This window comes from Marinobacter sp. SS13-12, assembly GCF_030227115.1.
Lineage (GTDB): Bacteria > Pseudomonadota > Gammaproteobacteria > Pseudomonadales > Oleiphilaceae > Marinobacter.
The window spans coordinates 140,206-160,675 of sequence record NZ_JASSUA010000005.1 but is presented as its reverse complement, the minus strand read 5'-3'; the positions used below and the strand labels follow the sequence as shown (position 1 = coordinate 160,675).

15 protein-coding genes are annotated in these 20,470 nt (G+C 49.1%); 13 read left to right on the top strand and 2 right to left on the bottom strand.

The features are described 5' to 3' along the window. Positions 1–754 precede the first annotated feature (754 nt). Together QPL94_RS20240 and QPL94_RS20235 are read left to right on the top strand one after the other, a co-directional pair. Positions 755–1,927: an EAL domain-containing response regulator gene (locus QPL94_RS20240; RefSeq protein ID WP_285359695.1), complete on the top strand. Its 1,173-nt coding sequence runs from the start codon at positions 755–757 to the stop codon at positions 1,925–1,927. Positions 1,928–1,956: 29 nt separating this feature from the next. After that, positions 1,957–5,262, top strand: a complete 3,306-nt coding sequence (locus tag QPL94_RS20235) for a 7TM diverse intracellular signaling domain-containing protein (RefSeq protein ID WP_285359694.1) — start codon at positions 1,957–1,959, stop codon at positions 5,260–5,262. A gap of 166 nt (positions 5,263–5,428) precedes the next feature. On the opposite strand, the gene QPL94_RS20230 is transcribed toward QPL94_RS20235, so the two are convergent. Further along, positions 5,429–7,096 (bottom strand): S8 family peptidase, encoded by a 1,668-nt coding sequence (locus QPL94_RS20230; protein WP_285359693.1) that lies wholly within the window; start codon positions 7,094–7,096, stop codon positions 5,429–5,431. Then, positions 7,086–8,036: a hypothetical protein gene (locus QPL94_RS20225; protein ID WP_285359692.1), complete on the bottom strand. Its 951-nt coding sequence runs from the start codon at positions 8,034–8,036 to the stop codon at positions 7,086–7,088. The genes QPL94_RS20230 and QPL94_RS20225 overlap by 11 nt, the downstream gene beginning before the upstream one ends. Before the next feature lie 873 nt (positions 8,037–8,909). On the opposite strand from QPL94_RS20225, the gene QPL94_RS20220 reads away from it, so the two are divergent. From QPL94_RS20220 to QPL94_RS20170, 11 genes are all read left to right on the top strand, one after another. Continuing rightward, a complete protein-coding gene (locus QPL94_RS20220; protein WP_285359691.1) occupies positions 8,910–9,554 on the top strand; it encodes a hypothetical protein in 645 nt (214 codons plus the stop codon). A 372-nt stretch (positions 9,555–9,926) separates the two neighbouring features. Next, positions 9,927–10,559 carry a hypothetical protein gene (locus tag QPL94_RS20215; protein ID WP_285359690.1) on the top strand — a complete coding sequence of 211 codons (633 nt, stop codon included), beginning with the start codon at positions 9,927–9,929 and terminating at the stop codon, positions 10,557–10,559. Positions 10,560–10,856: 297 nt separating this feature from the next. Next, a complete protein-coding gene (locus QPL94_RS20210) occupies positions 10,857–11,348 on the top strand; it encodes a hypothetical protein (protein WP_285359689.1) in 492 nt (163 codons plus the stop codon). A 200-nt stretch (positions 11,349–11,548) separates the two neighbouring features. Further along, positions 11,549–12,238, top strand: coding sequence for a hypothetical protein (locus QPL94_RS20205; protein ID WP_285359688.1), 690 nt, complete (start codon positions 11,549–11,551; stop codon positions 12,236–12,238). A 44-nt stretch (positions 12,239–12,282) separates the two neighbouring features. After that, on the top strand, positions 12,283–13,731 hold the full coding sequence (locus tag QPL94_RS20200; protein ID WP_285359687.1) for a hypothetical protein: 1,449 nt from the start codon (positions 12,283–12,285) through the stop codon (positions 13,729–13,731). Positions 13,732–14,005: 274 nt separating this feature from the next. Then, entirely contained in the window at positions 14,006–14,899 is an 894-nt protein-coding gene (locus tag QPL94_RS20195) for a LysR family transcriptional regulator (protein ID WP_285359686.1), read from the top strand. Between the two features lie 100 nt (positions 14,900–14,999). After that, positions 15,000–16,409, top strand: coding sequence for an aminotransferase-like domain-containing protein (locus tag QPL94_RS20190; protein WP_285359685.1), 1,410 nt, complete (start codon positions 15,000–15,002; stop codon positions 16,407–16,409). A 102-nt stretch (positions 16,410–16,511) separates the two neighbouring features. Beyond that, positions 16,512–18,194 carry a nitrite/sulfite reductase gene (locus tag QPL94_RS20185; protein WP_285359684.1) on the top strand — a complete coding sequence of 561 codons (1,683 nt, stop codon included), beginning with the start codon at positions 16,512–16,514 and terminating at the stop codon, positions 18,192–18,194. Beyond that, positions 18,191–18,718, top strand: coding sequence for a DUF934 domain-containing protein (locus tag QPL94_RS20180; RefSeq protein WP_285359683.1), 528 nt, complete (start codon positions 18,191–18,193; stop codon positions 18,716–18,718). The genes QPL94_RS20185 and QPL94_RS20180 overlap by 4 nt, the downstream gene beginning before the upstream one ends. Continuing rightward, on the top strand, positions 18,718–20,109 hold the full coding sequence (gene ccoG / locus QPL94_RS20175; RefSeq protein ID WP_285359682.1) for a cytochrome c oxidase accessory protein CcoG: 1,392 nt from the start codon (positions 18,718–18,720) through the stop codon (positions 20,107–20,109). The genes QPL94_RS20180 and ccoG overlap by 1 nt, the downstream gene beginning before the upstream one ends. Next, positions 20,106–20,324 carry a DUF2970 domain-containing protein gene (locus tag QPL94_RS20170; protein WP_285359681.1) on the top strand — a complete coding sequence of 73 codons (219 nt, stop codon included), beginning with the start codon at positions 20,106–20,108 and terminating at the stop codon, positions 20,322–20,324. The genes ccoG and QPL94_RS20170 overlap by 4 nt, the downstream gene beginning before the upstream one ends. Positions 20,325–20,470 lie beyond the last annotated feature (146 nt).

Sequence of the window (20,470 nt, the reverse complement as noted above, 5' to 3'; positions counted from 1 at the left end):
GTTAGTTTCAAACGAATGAGAATGAGCTTGGGTCAATTAAGTGTGTGAGTGAGCGGGTGCCAAATCCACGTGAGCTTTGGCAAAACATCACATCGTTGGCTCTTAAATAGGGCGAGGTCGATTTCCGGTTTGTGAAATGGTTGCTCGGCAGTTGGTGAAGACAAAGATGTCGAAATGTGAAAGCTACAAGGTCTCGTGTAGGACCGGCAGACCGGCGATACCGCCGGACATACCTAGCCGCGTTTTGGACGAAAAACTCGTCTTGAACTGGTAAGAGATAACCGACGGATCAAGATAGGATTTTTCTCAAGCCGAGGAATCGTGTTTTGACGAAACGCAGCAGTTCGCGGCCGGTGGCCGCCGGACGTTCTTTGCGCGGCCGCTTCGTAACCACTCGAAGGTAGCCGCTGTGTTTTCGTGTTAACGGTAGGGAGGCCCAACGATCTATCGCGTTTACAGCGTCTACTTTCCAAACATTTGTGCGTCAAAAGTAAAATTGCTCCGAAGCCTTCGATACAAAAAAGCTACATAAAACGATGCAATGTCGTGGTGACAGGGCCACTCGGCTCCACTAGGCTCTTCCGGTATCGCTAAATTGAACATCGAAAAGCTACGAGTACCTAAAAAGGTCATATCCTCAAATGTTTGCATTGCAAAAAGTATGATCTTAGCAGCGACGCTGCAATAGTTAGGCCACTCACAGGATCACGACAAAAATTGCCACAATTGAGGCCGACGTAAAAGGACGAAAATTATGATGCAGGATTCCAAGGTGCTGATACTTGAAGACGATCAGTTTCAGGTGAAGTATTTCAGGAAAGCGTTGGAAAAAGTTGGCATCGAGCAGGTCTGGGAAGCAGCTGATGGGAGGCAGGCTTTGGATCTGTTGAAAGAGGTGGAGCCTGACATTATATTCTGTGACTTGAAAATGGAAGGCATGGATGGCGTTGAATTCATCAGACATGCCAGCCAACAAGGCATCTTTTCCAGTCTTGTATTTACCAGTGCACTTGATGCGGGAATAGTTAGCTCTGTTGAGAGCATGGCCAGATCCTACGGCTTTACTGTCCTGGGAAAGCTGGAGAAACCAGTTGAACTGGAAGCCCTTAAAAAAATACTTGCAGCTAGTGAAGACCAAGCCCGTACGGCAGTACTTGAAGATGCAGAGATCTTTACGTTTGACCAGATAATTTCCGCTTTAGAGAACGATGAAATTACCCCCTGGTTTCAACCCAAGGTAGGATTTGATGACGGGGACTGGGTGGGGTCAGAAGCCTTGGCCCGCTGGGATTCGCCCACCCACGGAATGATCAACCCAGCCTCGTTTATACCCCTGCTGGAAACCGTTTCCGAAATTGATCTTCTGATGGCGGCCATTTTTGAAAAGTCGGTGCGCCAGTGCAAGGCCTGGTTGAACATCGGTAAAAGAGTGAATGTCGCAGTCAATTTCTCTGTGCGTAACCTGACGGACATTGACCTCCCTAAGCGCATCATGGGACTTCTTGATTGGTATGGCGTTCCACCGGAACTGATAACTGTAGAGGTTACGGAAAGCGCAGTATCCAGCGACACAAAGAAGGTGACTGAATGTTTAGCTCGTCTCCGGATGAACGGCGTGAATGTTTCAATTGATGACTTTGGTACCGGTTTTTCGTCGATCCAGCAGTTAAGCAAAATTCCCTTTAACGAACTGAAGATTGATCTGAGCTTCGTTCAGGATAGCGTGAGCAATCCCAATGCCCGAGCAATTGTTGAATCCAATATAAGTCTTGCTCGCCAGTTTAAAATGAAGACTGTTGCCGAGGGCGTTGAAACAAAGGAACAGTGGGACTTGATGAAGAGTATGGGCGTTGATATTTGCCAGGGTTTCTACACCGGCAGGCCGATGAAGGGAAAGGATTCGATCGAGTGGTATCTCAACCGATAACGCTACCGTTACCAGTTTGAGGGTCACTCATGCGGAACAGATTGTCTGCGCATTGTCTCTGGATTTTGGTGGTTCTGTCTCTCCCGTTTAGTTTGGAGGTAGAGGCCGTCGAAATTGACGGCGAAAGGCAGAATGTCGCCGTCGATGCTTTTTATTATGAAAACAGCTCTTCATCACTCACGCCGGAGGATGCTCTCGCAATTAAGCGGCGTGACGGCTTTAAGAAATCCACAGGTACGCGATTTCAATTTGGATATTCAGACAGTGAGTACTGGATTTATTTTCCAGTCTTCAACAGATCAAATTCCGATCGAATAATATTGGAAGTGCCCTATCCGCCCTTAGATTATCTTGACGTGTTCGTGATTTCTGGTGATACCGTCAGGCAAACCTTGGCAAGCGGCGACAGGTATCCATACGATGACCGCTCGCTCCGCACAAGAAACCATGTCTTCGAGATTTTGATAGATCAGGGAGAGCAGGTTGAAGTCCTGATGAAGGTCAGGTCAACAAGCTCGCTGCTTATACCCATGTACGTCTACTCAACGTCTGAATTTATTGAGCAGACGAGCATGTCGCAGTTATGGATGGGCCTTTATTACGGCATCGCTCTCGGTCTGTTTCTCTATAACTTGTTTTTGTACTTTTTTATCAAAGATGCCATCTACATTAAGTATCTTGCTTATGTGCTGTTCAACTGTTTGTTTATGGCCTCTCTGGATGGGCTTCTGAGTCCTTTGTTTTCAGCAGGTCTCGAGTGGCAGAACAAACGGATATACGTTTTCGGCTTTATCATGGCCGCGTTTCTGACTCACTTCAGTGTGCACTACCTGGAGGTCAGGAAAACAAATCCCCGCCTGTCCCGGCTGCTTGACCTGATGTTCTATTCATTCGCAGTGCTGTCTGTCGCCTTTTTGTTTATGGACATAAAGATGGTTACGCGAATTTTTACGACTGGCAGCGGAATTGCTGCTTTCGGTGTCCTTCTGGTCGGTTTGTATAGGTGGCGGCAAGGGTATCGGCCCGCCATATTTTTCGTGACAGGTATGGGTACCCTATTAATGGGAGTGCTTGCGACGTCCCTGGGTGCTCGTGACATTCTGGTGGACTACTCAATGGCTCCGAACATCATGAAAGTCGGGACCATATTGGAACTGCTGCTGTTCTCAGCAGGTCTGGCTGACCGGATAAATCAGGAACGAACGCAGCGCCTGAAAGCAGAAAGGCTGTCCACGGAGAATGAGAAGTACGCTCGCGAGCAGGAAAAGAGGCTCAGGATCTCGGAGCAAAGGAGGCGTGAGGGCCTGGCGCTTGAGGTGAAAAAACGAACTCTGGATCTTGAGAAAGCAAAAAATGATGCGGAAAGAGCTACCCAATCAAAATCCCAGTTTCTTGCCGCCATGTCTCATGAAATTCGGACGCCAATGAATGGCGTTCTTGGCATGCTTGAACTACTGACCCATTCAGAGCTTAAAAAAGAACAGCGGCGAATCATCAACGTCATCGAGGGATCCGCTAAATCTCTGCTTCAGATCATAAACGACATACTGGACTTCTCGAAGATTGAGGCTGGCAAACTCGACATTGAATACTCAAACACGGATATCGCCAGTATTGTCGAATCCGCCATTAGCTCCCAGGCGATAGCGGCTCACAACAAAGGGCTCGGCTTCAGGGTCTGGATCGATCCGGGCCTTGCCCGCATTGCCAAGACAGATCAGGTTCGACTCAGACAAATCCTGTCAAACCTGATCAGCAATGCCATAAAATATACCGAGTCCGGGCACGTTTCAGTGTTTGCTGAGGCCGGTCCTATAGACGCCAGCGGACAGCAGATTATAAAACTCCGGGTAAGCGACACAGGTATTGGTATTTCCGAGGCCAACCAGAAGAAGCTTTTCCAGCCCTTTGTCCAGGCTGAAGAGTCAACAACGCGGAGATTTGGCGGCACCGGGTTGGGGCTGGTTATCTGTCAACGTCTTGCAGAGCTAATGAACGCGAAAATCAGTATGACCAGTGTTGAAGGGAAGGGTACGACGGTGACCTTCAGGCATGTGGTAGATGTTGTGGAAGAAGCTTCCGCCCCCAGGCTTCCCGAACTCATGATGGTAACGCTCATCGCCGATAGTCCCTTCACCTGCAAAGTTATAACGGCTTACTTCCAGAGGTGGGGTGTGCAATGTGTCAACAAGACAGCAGAAGCCGAAGATAGGCAGGCATTGCTTGGGATTTTTCAGACTGACTCTTCTGATGTCATCCTCATCTCGGAACATCTTCTCAAAACACGTTACGAAGTTCAGGGTTCTGCGGCCGATTGGATCAGTGAGAATCGCAATGGGAAAACACTGCTCTTGCAAGATCTCCCAGAATGGGGTGGAGAGGCACCCAGTAGGGACGTTTTCAACCTCTCCGGGAATCCACTTCTCCCCAGCGATGTCGTTCGTGCGCTCCAGGACGTGGCAGGCTGGGCGGTATCTGAAGACACTGAAGTCAAAGTTGCCTCCGAGGGTGCTCTTGTTCCTGCGAACCGGGCTGAAGCTATTAAGTGCGAGCAACTGATCCTTGTCGTCGAAGACCATCCGGTGAACCAGCAAGTTATCAAACAGCAGATGATGCTTCTTGGCTATTTCTGTGAAATTGCTGAGAACGGTAGAGAAGGTCTCACTGCTTGGCAGACCGGCGATTATGTGCTCGTTTTTACGGATATCCATATGCCAATAATGGATGGCTATGAGCTGGTGAGTGCGATCAGGAAACAGGAAAAAGAGGAAGATATGGATCGCACCCCCATTATCGCACTAACAGCCAATGCGCTCTCTGGTGAAGCCCTAAAATGCAAAGAAGCTGGAATGGATGACTACCTGTCGAAGCCCGTGGAACTGCAAACGATGAAAGGCATGATCACGCGGTACCTGCCTGAAAGCAGGAAATTCGATCGAACCGAACATATCTCACAAGACACAGGGGGAATGACAGAAGCCGGGAGCGAACATCATGAAGACGGCCGACTTTATGATCTTTCGGAGATGATTGATTTATTTGGTGACAGAGAGTCGGTCTATCCCATGGTTAGCGGATTTATCGATTCCACGAGGCAAGATATTGATGCGCTTGACGCAGCAATTGAACAGTCTGATAAGTATCGAATAAGTGAAATTGCACATCGCCTCAAATCAGCGCTAAAGGCGCTTGGAAGTCACGAAGTTGCACGAATGGCAGATGATATTGAAAATGCTGCGGGTTCCGGAAAGACTTTGCAGCCTGAAACACTTGGCAGCTTCGTCTCTGATCTAGAGGCTATTATACGCGGCCTGAGTAAGGAGTTGGCTGATTAATAACGTTTAAAATCAAGAGGGGGTGCAGCAATGCTAAGTCCTCCGTGTCTGATTTTGGACATTCACTCCGTTGCATAAAGTCTGGATGTGGCCGAACATCGCCGCTCGCGCTTGGAAAATTTAACTCGAAATTGCGGCCTTAAACATTTAAAGCCCGGAAGATTTGTCATGAGCCGCATGCCGAGGCCATAGTCGTTGTTCCATCGGTAATGAGCTCAAGTGAACGCCCGAATACGCAGCCAGTGCCATCCTTTTGGCAGATATCAAACAGATAGCGGTTTTCGCCAGGATTTACGTTTTGAACCAGGAATTTTGATTCCCGTGACGAATTAACAACCTTTGCATCTTCGATCAGTTGGTTTTTGGAATACTGAAAAACCGTAAAGTACTCGTCATCATTATTCAGTGTCAGATTGTCGGCGGTTAGTTCGTAAAGGGCTTCAAGCTTCGTTGGGTCGGGTGAAGTATCAAGGTAGGCTGACCGATGGCACCGCTCTGCCTTTGCCAGAGCAGGTTTGAAATCGGGCATTGTCTCGGAAAGTTCTCGCTGGAACTGTGTAATCATTAAATTTGCATCGATTATTCCGCCTTTGAAGGAGCTGCTGCTCAAGACTTCGGGGTAGCGGGTAGCCTCTTTGAGACGAAGGGCGAGTCTATCGGGAGACAGGGTTGGTGACTGCTGTTTCAACAAGCCTGCAATGCCGGCAGCGTTTGGAGTCGCAAATGATGTTCCAAACCAGAGGCTGATCTTCCCTTCACCATTCAACGTGCGAACTAATTCACCCAGCGCTGCAACGTCGACTTCAGCTCCGTAGTTTGAGAAATCGGACTGGTTGCCTCTACGGTCGATGGAGCCAACGCTAACGACGTTTCTGCAATTTGCTGGTGTGTAATTGCTTGCATCCATCGATTCATTGCCCGCGGCCACAACAACCAGAATGTTTCTGGACACTGCGAAATCGATAGCATCCTGAAGGTAGGCAGGACAGGTTGAGCTCTGAGAACCCATGGAAGCATTGATAATATCAACCGGTTCGGCAAGCGTGGGAGCGGAGCCAGTAGGCTGACCTGCAAGCCAATAGATACCGGAAGCGAGATCGCTCAGATAGCCGCTTCCGCAGCTCATCACCCGAGCGGCATAAAGCTCGGTATCTACAATGCCAGCAACGCCATTAAAATTATTGGTCGTTGCAGCAATAATTCCCGCCACGGCTGTTCCGTGGCTGTTAGTGCAGGACGGGTCAATTTGTGGGGTGTAAAAGTCCGCTCCGGGACCGTCAATTTCTGAAAAATTGTATCCTCCGGCGTAGATCAGGTCAGAGACCTGGTGAAAACCGGAATCTGCTACCCCAATGCGAACCTTTCGGGTCTGAATGGACTTCTGCGTGGCGGCAAGGATGTCGTGCGTCCCAGGGTAAGCATCTGTCGGTGCTTGCCAGGCATATTGATCTGAGAATCCCGGGTCATTAGGTGAATCTGTTATTGATTGCGCGCTCATCACGCCAGGCGGGAGCGTTATCGGTGCTTTGGGCATTCGGGGATTTGAGGCGGGCAGATCCCTTTCGACAGAAAGCACGCCGGGTTGCTGCTCAAGGTAGGCGGCATACCCATCAGCATCTTCGGGGGAAACGGACACCACGTTGGTTCGCTTCTTTTTTCCAACGCTCTGGGCTGAAAGTTCGCCCTCAGCATAACGAACAACAAATGAGATTTTTTCGTCGGTCTGTTGTTGGACTTGAGAATCTTTATGTACCTGACGAGGTGCGTCACTGGCACTGACGGTGAGTGAAAAAAACAGTAAACCCAGTGACCGCAATAGGGAGTTAAATGGCATCGCAGCGAATGTCCTGTGAAAGTTTGCTTCTTATCAGACTGGAAACTTTGTCGTAGGGAGGGGTGAGCTCGAAACGGTCGTCCTGCCATGTCCCGTACTCAGGGTTGCCGACAAAGCGAGAGAAAAAACCGGCTTCGTCAGATAAGACCATGGAGCCGGAGGTCAGGGTCGGGACTATGACCTCGCTGAAGTGCGATACCCTGGCGAGCTGGTCGATGCCGTAACGGCCATGCTGCCTGGCGAGTTCATTGATTGATTCTACTGTCTGTTCAAGTTCAGAGTCTTTCAGCAGTCCCTGTGAGTAATCCGAGTAGCTTGTTGCGAGTTTGGAAAGCTCTGATTTCAATAAGAGATGCGCAGGTGAGCGCTCTGGCGTGAACGCATTCAGCAGCTGGGTCTTTTCTGAGTTCGGAATCAAGCCGTTAAGATACGCGAAATCGATTGAGAACTGGTAAAGCGCGAGGTCCTGCTCAAGACCAAGAAGCGATAAACTGTCATTAATAATGTTTCGGACTTGCTGCTCAAGCTGTTGAGCCGAAGTGTTGCGGATATGAACGGACACTTCCTCATGGAATGTGGAGTCGCCATTCGCAAAAACCAGCAAAAGGGTTACCACCCTGGGCGAATCAACATGAGGAGCCTCGATGCTAAGTCCGTTTCTCTCAGGCACTAAAGCAACGTTGAGCTCAAGGTCCGAGCCTGCGTCATAGCTCTCAAGAGTTGCTTCTTCCAGGCTTCCCGAAAGTAATGTTGTGACACCTTCACCAATCGAGAGGTAGTTTTTGTCGAGTGATGGTTGGACGACTGGCGAGCTGTTTTGGCTGGCCTCTGGCGAGCTACCACCCCCACCACCGCATCCCGTTACAGATAGCGTCAGAGTTGCCAGTAGCGAGAGCGCGCATGCAGCACCTCTGTACGTGTTCTCTTTGGTCTGCCACATGTTCTTTTACCGTTCCCTCGCGTTGTTTTGTTGGCCACAGCATGATCGCCCTTTGTTCGGGGGCAGCGTGAGATGTTCTGGACTCTCACGGGCCTGTTTTCATGTTTAAAAGCTTGTGGCCACCATGTAGCTATTAAGGCTACACAACTATCTCATACAGGTTTGTAAGGCATTGTGAAATCGCGTTTTTTTCTGTATCGCTCGAATGGCCTGGGCGGCATTCTGGAGGGGTGTCCGTGTCTTTTCCAGTCGTGAGTTTATTTGATTTCTCGCGGTGAATTCGTGATGTTTCTTTGGGATTATCGTTTAGCATGATTTGAGAGAGATACATCGTAGACACAATCTAGACACAAGCAATAGGCCACTCGTCGAGATTTTTGGCCCGCCAACTTTTAAATTCTGACCCTGACCCCGTTTCAGATCCGTCCAGAATTGGAAAATTTCGGCTCTGCCCCTAACGGACCTCCACGGGACCGGTCTTCCGGCGTAGAGCGCCTCCAAACCGGCCGCTGAGCATCGAGGATGATTTTCCAATCTGAATGTCCGCTTTGCGACCAAGGCATCCTCTGAACTCTGCTAAACAAGAGCGAACATTCGAGTCAGGGCTTTCATCCAGAGTCTCCAAGCTAATCACAGCCATTTCATCCAGTATGATTGGCGGAGCAAATTGCAGACACTAAATGATTACATAGCAGAGATGGCTATGATCAGCTAAGCTATTGTTTTATTGTTTTATTGTTTTATTGATTTATGCGCAGTGCGACTGATAGTTAAAAGTCAGTAATCATGATGCAGCCATATTTCTGCAATGATAAAACGCGCTGCCGAATTGCGGTTAGGCGCATGTGTAGCACAGACATTTGGAGTATGGAGTTGGAAATACTACTAAAGTACGGCGTTGGAATTCTCGGAGTATTAATTGGAGCTTACTTAGCCCCGTGGATTGAGAATCGAAAAGATACCGCGAGAGTCAGAATAATGGTTGAAAATGTGTATCTTGAGCTCGACGACTTTATCAATGAGTCAAGCTATTACATTTCAAAAACATATGAAGGCTATCAGAAAATTTACGTTTCGTGCCATGCAAAATTGGCGACTGTTAACGATATATCTCCGGTTGAAATCGTTAGGCCAATAGAATTCTATGTTCTCGAAAAACACTACGTCGAAATATTTCCAAAAGTAAGTAGTCAAGAGCGAAAAGCATTAAAGTACATTTTGGTTTCCGTTCAATTTATAAATCAGAAAATAAACATGCTTAGACAAAGACACGGAATTGAAACCAATGAAAACCCTGGAGATTACTTGGGGTTGCTTAAGAGTATTTGCATATTAAAAAATACCGCGAGAATTCTGAAGGATAAAAAAGATAAGTTCTCTTGTAAAAATGAAAGTGATGATGAAATTTACCAGAAAATTATGAAAAACCTTGGCCTATCAGATGAGCCTGAGCACCTAATTACTGATTGGCACAAAAAAAAAGCAGCCGAACAGGCGGTGCAAAAGGGCGAGGGTTAGAGCGGCCTCCCGACTTTCTGGTCCGAGCAGGCGCCTAACAAGGCGGTACCCTCCAACCTGAACGTCGCTTTGCAACCAGGGCATACTCCGGGCCCAGCTAAACAAAAGCGAGCATTCGAGTCAGGGCTTTCCGCCAGGGCCTCAGGCCAAGTACAGCCATTCCATCCACATTGGATGGCGAAGCGAATTGCAGGCGCGGAATGATTACGTGGCAGAGATGGCCATGCTCGACTAAGCTCTTGTTTTATAAATTTGTGTGCAACGCGATTGATGAATCAGCCTCAGTGATAATGACTCAATTAAATTTCTGCAATGATAAAGCACGCTGCGCAATTACTATTACCAGTTGCAAATATTAGAGTGGTTATTATTATGGCAATAACAAGATCGTTTAATCCAAATACCAATATTCTCATTGATATTGCCAAGTCATCACTCGAAAACTCAGAAAATAGTCCTCATGATTCTTTGATTACTATAATGTTCAGCAGTGCGGCACTTGAGGTTTTTATAAATGAGTCCTATGAAATAGTTCATTACCTAAAAGGAAACCACGAAGATCTCATAAAATATGCGGAGATGATGAAAAGAATGGTAAAAAATAGAAAGTCAATCGAATGCAAATATCATAGCGCCCTACTGCATCTAACTGGATCTTCGGAGCATAAAGGCAAACAGCCATATCAAAACTTTAAAGTCTTGGTTAGCATTCGAAACTTCGTTTTGCATAATAAGCCGGATACCTACGTCACACAACACCAAATAAAGTATTCTCCTAAGAGTAGGGGAAAAGATGAACATCCTAAATTTGTTCAACATCTCGTCGCTGCCAAGGTAATCAAAACAAACGATTTCAACTGCAATTCGATCGATTTACTATTAAGGAAAAGCGTAGCCCTATGGGCCTTTACCACTGTAGAGGCCATGATAGAAAATCTCATTCTCAGCACACCAAATACAGAGTTTCAAGAAAAGCTCTGGGGGGTCGCCTATCATGGCTGCTAACAAGCGAATGTTATAGGATCGATTTCCCACTACGCTCCAAACCAGTCGCAAATGCGGGCTTTATTAAGGAGCCTGAAGAATGCCAGCCCTCAGCGAGTTAAAAGGCCAAAAGGGTTCGCACTGTGATTCAGGTCTAGATTGAAACCACCGACTGGGTTTAGTCCAACAGACGTTTAAAGGTCATGCTGCGCACGACCATTAAATGCTTAAGTGTTAGGCTTTCTTGGAACTCTTGAGTCAAGGCCATCATCGTGCTGATTGAGGTCGGGGAAATTTGATAGTTAGAAGGAAGCTTTGATGTCGGAAGAAGAAACGGGAGATAAGCGCGGTATCGTCGACGCACTTGGAGAGTTGTCATGGCCCAAGTTCTTTGGTCTGACCATTATCGTATGCGCTATGATCATTGGTGCGTTTTATTTTGTTGTCAGCGGCATCATCGAGAATGAGCGGCGCTCTATCATATCTGATGCTAATATTTGTAAAGGCACAATCGCAGCAGTTATGGGGAAACCATACCATTCGAGCATCAGTAGTGGAGGCACTAATAGCTTTGGTATCACTGAGCTTTCATATGTTAGGCCGTCAGACAATACCCTTTGGGAGTTTCGCTGCAAAATATCAGGAGATTCGGTTGTTTGGGCGACGAAGGATGGGCCGTGGCGGACAAGAAACGGAGACGCTGAGATTTTGTGGTCTTACCAGCCAAACCGAGGCGAGCTGATTATTCGCCAGATTTTTTCAGATGGAAGCTCAAGCTCGAAAAATTTTAGAGGCGTTCGTGCTCGGTAGACTGCAAGATTGAGATTACTATCGTTTCGGAAAATTGACCGGGTATCTAGTGACCTGCCCCCCCCCAATCACTGAACCACTCATTGGGGTTCCAGAAGCACCTGGAGCTGGCTCGCATCACGAAAGCGGCATTCTCGCCAATAAACGACTAAAGTCTCTCATAATCAACATTCATTTTACATTTGCAACGTGGAGTTTCTATGGCGACTTACCGATTCGTCTTGTCATCGCCAGATAGGCCTCAGCTATATGCCTTGGGCGTCAAAGCAAAGTCTTTACCTACTGCCAGGGAAATAGCGAGCGGTATCATAGAGTCTCAGGAGCGCCTCGTTTCCACGAATGTTTTGACTGGTAATAATTGGGTGATTGTTGAAGGAGAACCAGTGTCAGACGATGATATTAACGCACATCCTGGACAGTCTGAACTATCTATCGATGTCGGTGGCGATGCGGCTCCTTCCTACGAAGGCCAGATATTAAAACCTCCGGTTCAGCTAAGTACATCATACACCTCGAGTGAAGCGGTTACTTCATTAGGTAAATCCCCAGAACAAAGGGAAATAAAAAATTCCCAGTCTGGATTAGGATTTTCTCTTCCCACTTATGAAACACCTTTAGTGGTTACCGTGCTGGGATGGTTTTCCGGCTTTGTTGCACTAGGCACTTTGATTAATTTAGTGAGCATTGATTATCGATATCTATCAACGGAAATGACCTCAATTATTTTGGCAGCTGCCGTATTAACAAATCTTTTCTTCTTCTCCGTGACAGTGGCCATGTCTTATCTTCATAGAATAAACTTCAATACTGAAGCGTCAAACTTACTACTACAACAACAGTTGCTAAAACAGACACTGCGAAAACCTCACGATCAGCCTGAATCGAAGTAACGATGATCTATAATTTAACTAGTCACATGGCGTGTAGGTTTTAAATGTTTATTAAAAAATTTATCTTTATCGCATTATTTTACTTTTTTACGTCAAGCGTTATTGCAGAACCTATTTCCATGCGTACTTTGAACGAATACATGGCTTATATGCAAGGACCAAGTGCGCCTTCGGAATTGCGTCAAGGTGCAATGAATTTGGGCGCTATCCATATGACCTGTTACGGCAAACATACTCTCGATGCATGCAAAGATGCACTTCGCCAGTCAGGAAAAAAAGAAGGCGTTAAGTTTCTAGAGAGCTTTGAGTCTTATCTACCAAAACTCACGGAACTGAAGGAGATGAAAGAGGGTCTGGAAAGCGGCAAGTTAAATCCTTATGAGCCCTCAAACCAGGCAGTTTATCTTCAGAGAAGCTGCTCCACAGATGCATGTTCGACTGCCGTTAAGGAGTACATGGAGTTACTTGAACTTGTTCGTTCCGATTGCTCTCTGACCAATCGCTCGAATCAGAACCAGTTTACTGTTGGCAGGAGCTGGTCTTGCTACGAACCAGTAATGGAGATACAACAGTTGAATTCAAGATTGTCAACATTTGCCCCTCCGCTGAGTGATGCTGCGAAATCTGCCTTAAATGCCTTGAATCTATCGACCGCTCAGAAGGCGCTCAATATATTGAAAAGTAACTCTGTTCACGAGAAATGTGAAAAATCGTCCGCGTTGGTTGATGAGACCATTTGTGATGGCGCGTCGTTTTTACCGAGCTATTTCAACTTAATAAAAAACAGCATCCAAAGTAGGGGAATCGCTAGTGACGGCACTATTGATATTGACAGAAGCTCGCTGTTTGATATCACTAAGGATTATGACGACTTATCTCAGAAAGCCTCTGGAGATAAATATAAAGGTTATTCAACAGTCGATTTTAAACGTCTTCTTGGTGCCTTGGATCAGGATAGTGGCAGTTACCTAACGTACTACCAAAATAAATCAAATGAGTTAAAGTCATTAGTTGAAGAAAAACGAAAGGTAATCGAGCGTCAAGGTGCTATGGAAGAGAGGCATTCAGAGCTTCTCGGCGCAGTCTTGAACAGTCTTGAAAGCGATGGTTATCAGCTATTCACGGGAGGTATCTCCGACGTTCTGACTGATTTGCAAAACGGCCGAATCTCTCATGATGAGGTCGACACACTGGTGATGCCAACACGAAACATTGAGGGGAAGTTGCAGGAAATTAGAGGGTCAATGATGATTTTTTCAGAGCAATCCGTCCCTTCCTTTCAGTTGGCTCTCGCTGAAAATGACGCCTCACAGGTTATTGCCAATGGCTCGCTTGCCGCAGTTTGTGATTGCTTGATGGTTCGGATAACGGAAACATCGGTTCAACGCATGCAGTCTGGTTCTCTGATTCAGATGTTTAAAATTGAGCCATACACTAATGCAGCAGTGGAAGCTTTCGCACTATTCATCAAGCAAAACTCACAGGCTCGCTAGGTTGGAAATTAAACAAATTGTTGTAGGACGCTAGCATCTTCACCGGATTCCCATTTCACTGCGCTCCATAGATGTTGCTAAACCAGGGCGTTATCCCAAAATCTGAACGTTCGCTTTGCGACCAAGGCTACCCAAGGGCCTCAGCTAAACAAAAGCGAACATTTGCCTTTAGCAATACATCCGTGAAAATCTGGCCTTCCACTTTACCGCTACTATGTTATAGCCAGCGCGTTATAGAATGCATATATCGTTGTTGCTACGGAGCCACGAAAATATGCGACGTTTTGATTTCGTCACTTTGAGGCTTTTTGTCACTATTGCTGAAGAAGGGAGACTGACTGCACCTGCCGACAGAGAGCATTTAGCGCTGGCCGCTGTAAGCAAGCGAGTCAGTGACTTAGAGTCATTGGTTGGTGCAAAACTACTCTACCGAAAGTCGCGAGGTGTTGAACTCACTCCTGAGGGCCACTCACTGCTTCATCACGCTCGGTGCATTCTCGAAAATGTTGCTCGTCTGGACGCTGAACTCAATGAATATGAAGAAGGTGTTCGTGGGCACGTACGTATCCACTCAAACACTTCTGCCGTCATTGCATATTTACCCGAAGATTTGAGCACCTTTACTCGTGAGTATTCGCAGACAAAAATCGATCTACAGGAACGAACGAGTACAGAAGCTGTTACAGCCGTTCGAGATGGCCTCACCGATATCGGAATTTTCGCTAAGCACGTGGATTCAAGCGACCTGGAGATAATTCCCTATAAGCGTGACCAGTTGATGTTAGTCACTCCCGAAAATCATCCGTTGTCAGGTCAAGATCAGGTGTTTCTTCACGAAGCTATTGAATATGATTTCATTGGTCTCCAGCAGGATACATCTCTTCATTCACTGATTCATATTCAAGCTAATCAAACCGGTAGACCTCTGAGAATGCGCATCCAAGTCCGTAGTTTCGATGCGATATGCCGGATGATTCACTATGGTATGGGTATCGGAATTCTCCCAGAACGAACCCTCTATCGGGATTTACGTGGCCTCCGCCTGCACTTGATCCCATTGGCGGACGAATGGGCACATCGCGAGCTTGTCATTGGTATGCGCAGTTACGAGGATCTTCCTGTGGTAGCTCGTCACTTAGTAGATCATCTGGTGAAAGCTAAACCGTGATCTAAGTTTTCCCTGACTTCAACCAGACGAGTGGCATTGCGACACTATGCCTTGAAGTTGTTTGCAACAGACACGAACCGAGTGCTGTGGGAGAGTTTTGTTGGGCGAAGAAACTTACCGCTACCAGCAACTGGAACAATGGTTGCTGCAGGGCATCATTGATGGGCGCTGGAAGCTCGGTGATCGCTTGCCATCCATCCGTGAGATCTGCACGCAGCAGGGGCTGTCCAAGGCGACTGTTCAGCATGCCCTGCAGCGACTGGAGGCACAGGGACTGCTGGAAGTCCGGCCAAAGGCAGGCCATTTCGTTACCCTGGTACCTAAAACCACTGAACCGCCCAGGATGACCTCCCGTATCGAGGCGCCACGTCCCGTCAACGTCAGTGATCTATTGTTGGATATCATGGGCCGAAGTGCCGCGTTCGACCTTTTACCAGAACTGCATGCCGGCGATTTACCACCTGGCATCGTTAGCCTTAACCGATCGATTGGGCGGGCACTCCGGCGGCAGCGTGGTGCAGACTTTCAATATTACGATAAGCCTGCCGGCGACCTTGCGTTACGGGAGCAGCTTGGGCTTCTGCTGGCCAAAAGAGGATGGCTGGTTAGCCCGGACGAGTTGTGCATAACGTCTGGTTGTCAACATGCCCTGTTTCTGGCGCTTATGGCCTGCTGCCGGCCTGGAGATATTGTCGCGGTGGAATCGCCCGGGTTCTATGGCGTATTGCAGTTGTTGGAACAGCTTGATTTGCAGGTCCTGGAAATACCAACCTCCACGTCAACCGGAATGGACCTTGACGCCCTGGAAGAAGCGCTGGGGCGCTGGGACATTCAGGCTTGCATCGTATCACCGGCGTTCGCCACGCCCGGCGGGGCCTTGATGTCTAATGCCTCTTGCCAACGCCTGATGGCATTGGCCGAAAAGCACGACCTGGCGGTTATCGAAGACGATATATACGCCGAGTCAGGATTTTACCAGGTACCCGACACGCTCAAGGCCCTGGATGAGACAGACCGGGTGATCCACTGCAGTTCGTTTTCCAAAGTGTTGTCCAGGGACCTGCGCCTGGGCTGGATTTCGGGGGCGCGCTGGCACCAACGGATACTGCATCTGAAGATGGTGACTCAGCTGGCGAGCAGCCGTTATTTACAGCAAGGCGTGGCCGAGTATATGAAAGAAGGGGAGCTGTCTGCACATCTGCGCCGGCAACGGAAATTGTTGAGAGTACAGCGCGATCGATTGCTGGCCTCCTTGCATGCCTGGCCGGTGCCAGTAAGAGTGACGGCGCCCCAGGGCGGCTTGGCGGTCTGGCTGGAGCTGCCGTCAACCGTTGACACGCTGGCGTGTTACCGCAAGGCACTTGAGGCCGGCGTTGTAATAACGCCTGGTCCGCTTTTTTCCGCATCTGGCGAATTCGCCAATTGCCTTAGGATAAGCTATTCCCACCCATGGGACGATCGAAGGATTCGCGCCCTGAATCAGCTGCCAGAGTTACTGAATCTAACCTGATTACCCATCTGTCCCTATCAAAATTAAAAAAATTGAGCCTGCACCGATCCAGAGGAACTGGATAACCTCTTCCCCAAATAGAACCATTGTGGGTGAGAGACAGTGTACAAGTATGATGATTACGACCGTGAGCTGGTTAAGGCTCGGGTTGATCAATTCAGGGACCAGGTTAAACGACGGCTCAACGGCGAGCTGACAGAAGAAGAGTTCCTGCCGCTGCGGCTTCAGAATGGTGTGTATTTGCAACGCCACGCCTATATGCTCCGGGTGGCAATTCCCTACGGCACCCTATCTTCCAAGCAACTCCGGGCACTTGCTACCGTCGCTGAACGCTATGACCGCGGCTACGGGCACCTTACAACGCGGCAGAATATCCAGTTCAACTGGGTAGAACTCGAACGGGTGCCGGATATCCTGGAATGGTTGGCCAGCCATGAGATGCATGCGATCCAGACATCCGGCAACTGTGTGCGCAATATCTCCACTGACGCGTTTGCCGGGGTTGCGCGGGATGAAGTGATGGACCCTCGTCCGCTGGCAGAAATACTAAGGCAATGGTCAACCATCAACCCGGAGTTTCTGTTTCTACCCCGTAAGTTCAAGATTGCAATTGCTTCGGCCGAGCAGGACCGGGCGGCAACGAAGGCCCACGACATTGGGTTGCATCTGTATCTGGACGCCCAGGGTAGCCAGCGGTTAAGAGTGATTGTTGGGGGCGGACTGGGTCGCACCCCTATTCTTGGGCAGGTTGTCCGTGAGGATCTGTGCTGGAAGGACTTGCTCAGTTACGTCGAAGCTGTTCTGAGGGTCTATAACCGGCATGGCCGTAGAGACAACAAGTACAAAGCCCGCATCAAGATTCTGGTCCGTTCCCTGGGACTGGAGGCCTTCAGGGATGAAGTGGATAGAGAATGGGAAAAAGTCCGCCACAGCAGTGCTCAGCTTACGGAGAAGGAATACCAGCGAGTCGCCGGTGCGTTTTCTGCACCATATTATGAAAGGCTGGACGCACTGGACCCCGACATGGGGGCGTGGCTTGCCCGTGATAAAGACTTCGCCCGCTGGCTTGAAAACAACACCAGACCTCACCAGGTGGCGGGTTACATGTGCGTCGTGCTGTCCACTAAGTCCGGCGGTACCACAGCGCCCGGTGACATTACCGCGGAGCAGATGCGAGCAGCCGCGGGGCTAGCGGAGACATTCGGTTTTGGGGAGCTTCGAGTTGCACATGAGCAGAATCTGGTGTTACCGGATATCCGGAAAAAGGATCTGTACCGGCTTTGGAAGGCTCTGACAGAACAGAACCTGGCGACGCCCAACATCGGCCTTCTGACAGACATCATAGCCTGCCCGGGTGGCGACTATTGCAGTCTGGCGAACACACGCTCCATTCCTCTGGCTTCTGCACTCCAGGAGCGCTTCAACGATCTGGACTACCTACACGACCTCGGTGATCTCAGCCTCAACATATCCGGCTGTATGAACGCGTGTGGGCATCATCACATTGGAAACATAGGCATTTTGGGTGTGGACCGGAATGGGGAGGAGTATTTCCAGGTCACCATCGGAGGCTCCAAAGGGAACAGCAGCGCACTTGGTAAGATTATTGGCCCTTCCTTCCGCAGTGAAGAGGTGGTTGGTGTTGTCGAGCGCCTGCTGACCACCTATCTCGATTATCGCGAGGTTGACGAGCCCTTCAACGAAGCGGTGCAGAGGCTGGGCATCGCCCCATTCAAAGAAAGTGTCTACGGCACTTCCGCAAAAAAACCGGAGGCCCGCTCATGATCAATCTGATTGGCCTCATTGATGGACAGGCGACGTTAATCGACGACGACCCTTGGGAAATCGTGGAGAACTGCAAACACTTATCAGGCAGCCAGACGAAGCTCCACCGGATACTGCCACTGGCAGCCTGGCTGGAGAACCCTCAGCGAAGCAAAACAGCCGATTGCCAGCAAGTACAAACCGCTGTCTTGCTTGATCCCGAGGATAATCCGGAAGTACTGGCGGAATGGATAGAGACGTTGCCGCTCATTGCCCTTCAGTTTCACAGTTTTCGTGATGGCCGCGCTTATTCGCAAGCCTTCCTGCTTCGTGAGCGGATGGGTTTTAGCGGTGATTTGCGTGCGGTGGGGGAGGTACTTCGAGACCAGTTGGCCGCCATGCGCCAGTGCGGATTTACCTCCTTCGCGGTTCGTCAGGACAAGTCGGCGAAAGATGCCCTGAAAGGGCTGGCCGGTTTCGACATGATTTATGCGCGCTCCATAGCAACGCCAGAGCCGCATTTTCGCCGCAGAGGAGGTGAGTGATGAGCCAGAATATACCGCTTCGCAATATCGATACCGGCTCTGGCCGCTCCCAGATAATGGATAAAATTCATACTCGTAGTTTTAAGGGATCGTTCAGGCAACTAAGAATCCTTGGCGGAGTAATTCTCTTTACGCTGTATTTCGGAACGGCATGGCTGAGCTGGGGCGATCGCCAAGCCGTGTTATGGGACCTTTCTGATAAACAGTTCCACATATTTGGCAGTACCTTCTGGCCTCAGGATCTGGTTGTCCTGTCCCCAATCCTGATCATATGCGCATTCGGGCTGTTCTTTTTGACCGTGTTGGCAGGACGGGTCTGGTGCGGATACACCTGTCCTCAGAGTGTATGGATGTGGATTTTCATGTGGGCAGAAAAAGTCTCCGAGGGCGACCGAAACCAGCGCATCAAGCTTGACCAGGCACCCATGAGCTCCGCCAAGTTTCTCAAACGCGTGCAGAAGCATAGCCTCTGGCTAATGATCAGCCTTGTAACAGCTGTGACGTTCGTTGGTTACTTCACACCCATTCGGGAACTGGTACCCAACCTGGTTACCATGGACATAGGAAGTATGGCTCTTTTCTGGGTCTTTTTCTTCACGGCTGCGACATACATAAACGCGGGCTGGCTCCGGGAGAAAGTGTGCCTGCATATGTGTCCTTATGGACGTTTCCAGTCATCAATGCTGGACCGGGACTCATTGGTTATCACTTACGACGCGGCCCGCGGCGAGTCCAGAGGCGCCCGGAAGAGGGGGGCGGATCATCGGTCGGAGGGGCTGGGTGACTGTATCGACTGCCAGATGTGCGTTCAGGTGTGCCCTACCGGTATCGACATCCGCGATGGCCTGCAGATGGAGTGCATAGGGTGTGCGGCCTGTATCGATGCCTGCGACTCTGTCATGGACCGGATGGGGTACGACCTGGGTCTGATTCGTTACACCAGTGAAAGAGAGTTGGAGGGTGGTGGCCGGCGTATCCTCAGGCCAAGAATGATCGGTTACGGCGTCGCTCTGCTCACCATGGTCGCGGCATTATCCCTGACCATTCTATCCAGACCTCTGGTCACCCTCGATATTGCGAAGGATCGTGGTCTGTTTCGATACAACGCGGAAGGTCAGATTGAGAACAGTTACGTCCTGAAAGTTCTCAACAAAAGCCAACAAAGCCAGAGCTACAACGTGAGTGTGTCAGGTCTGGATGGATTGCAACTGAGCTCCACCGCCACAGGATCCGTGGGTTCGGGAGAAAGGGTCGAGTTACCGGTTTCTGTATCAGTTGCCCCTGAGTCCCTGAAGACTGAGGCCAATACTATCCGTTTCCATCTCCAATCAGTGGAAGATCCGGCACTGAAACTCGTCGAAAACAGTAAATTTACGGGGGCAATACAATGACTGGCAGAGATCATGAGCGAAGAAATGGCGTCAGGCCTTTAAAGCTTCTACAAAGTATCCTTGGAGCGGCGATCGGTGTCCAATCAAGTCACCGTTATCAGGAAGATTTCAACAGCGGTAGCCCGCTTCCCTTTATTCTGGGAGGGCTTCTGTTCACCGCTTCTTTTGTTGGAATTCTGATGCTTATTGTGCATTTAGTGCTTGATGGCGTTTGATCGTACGTTCATAACGGATGGGGACCAAACGCCTCTTTTCAGGATCAGAGAAAGCACCGGTTTGTAGGGTTCATTCCAGCAGGCCGCATTTGAACTAGCGGATGTGCACTAATTGACCTCCATTCTGCTAGGCTGATTCAAAGAGG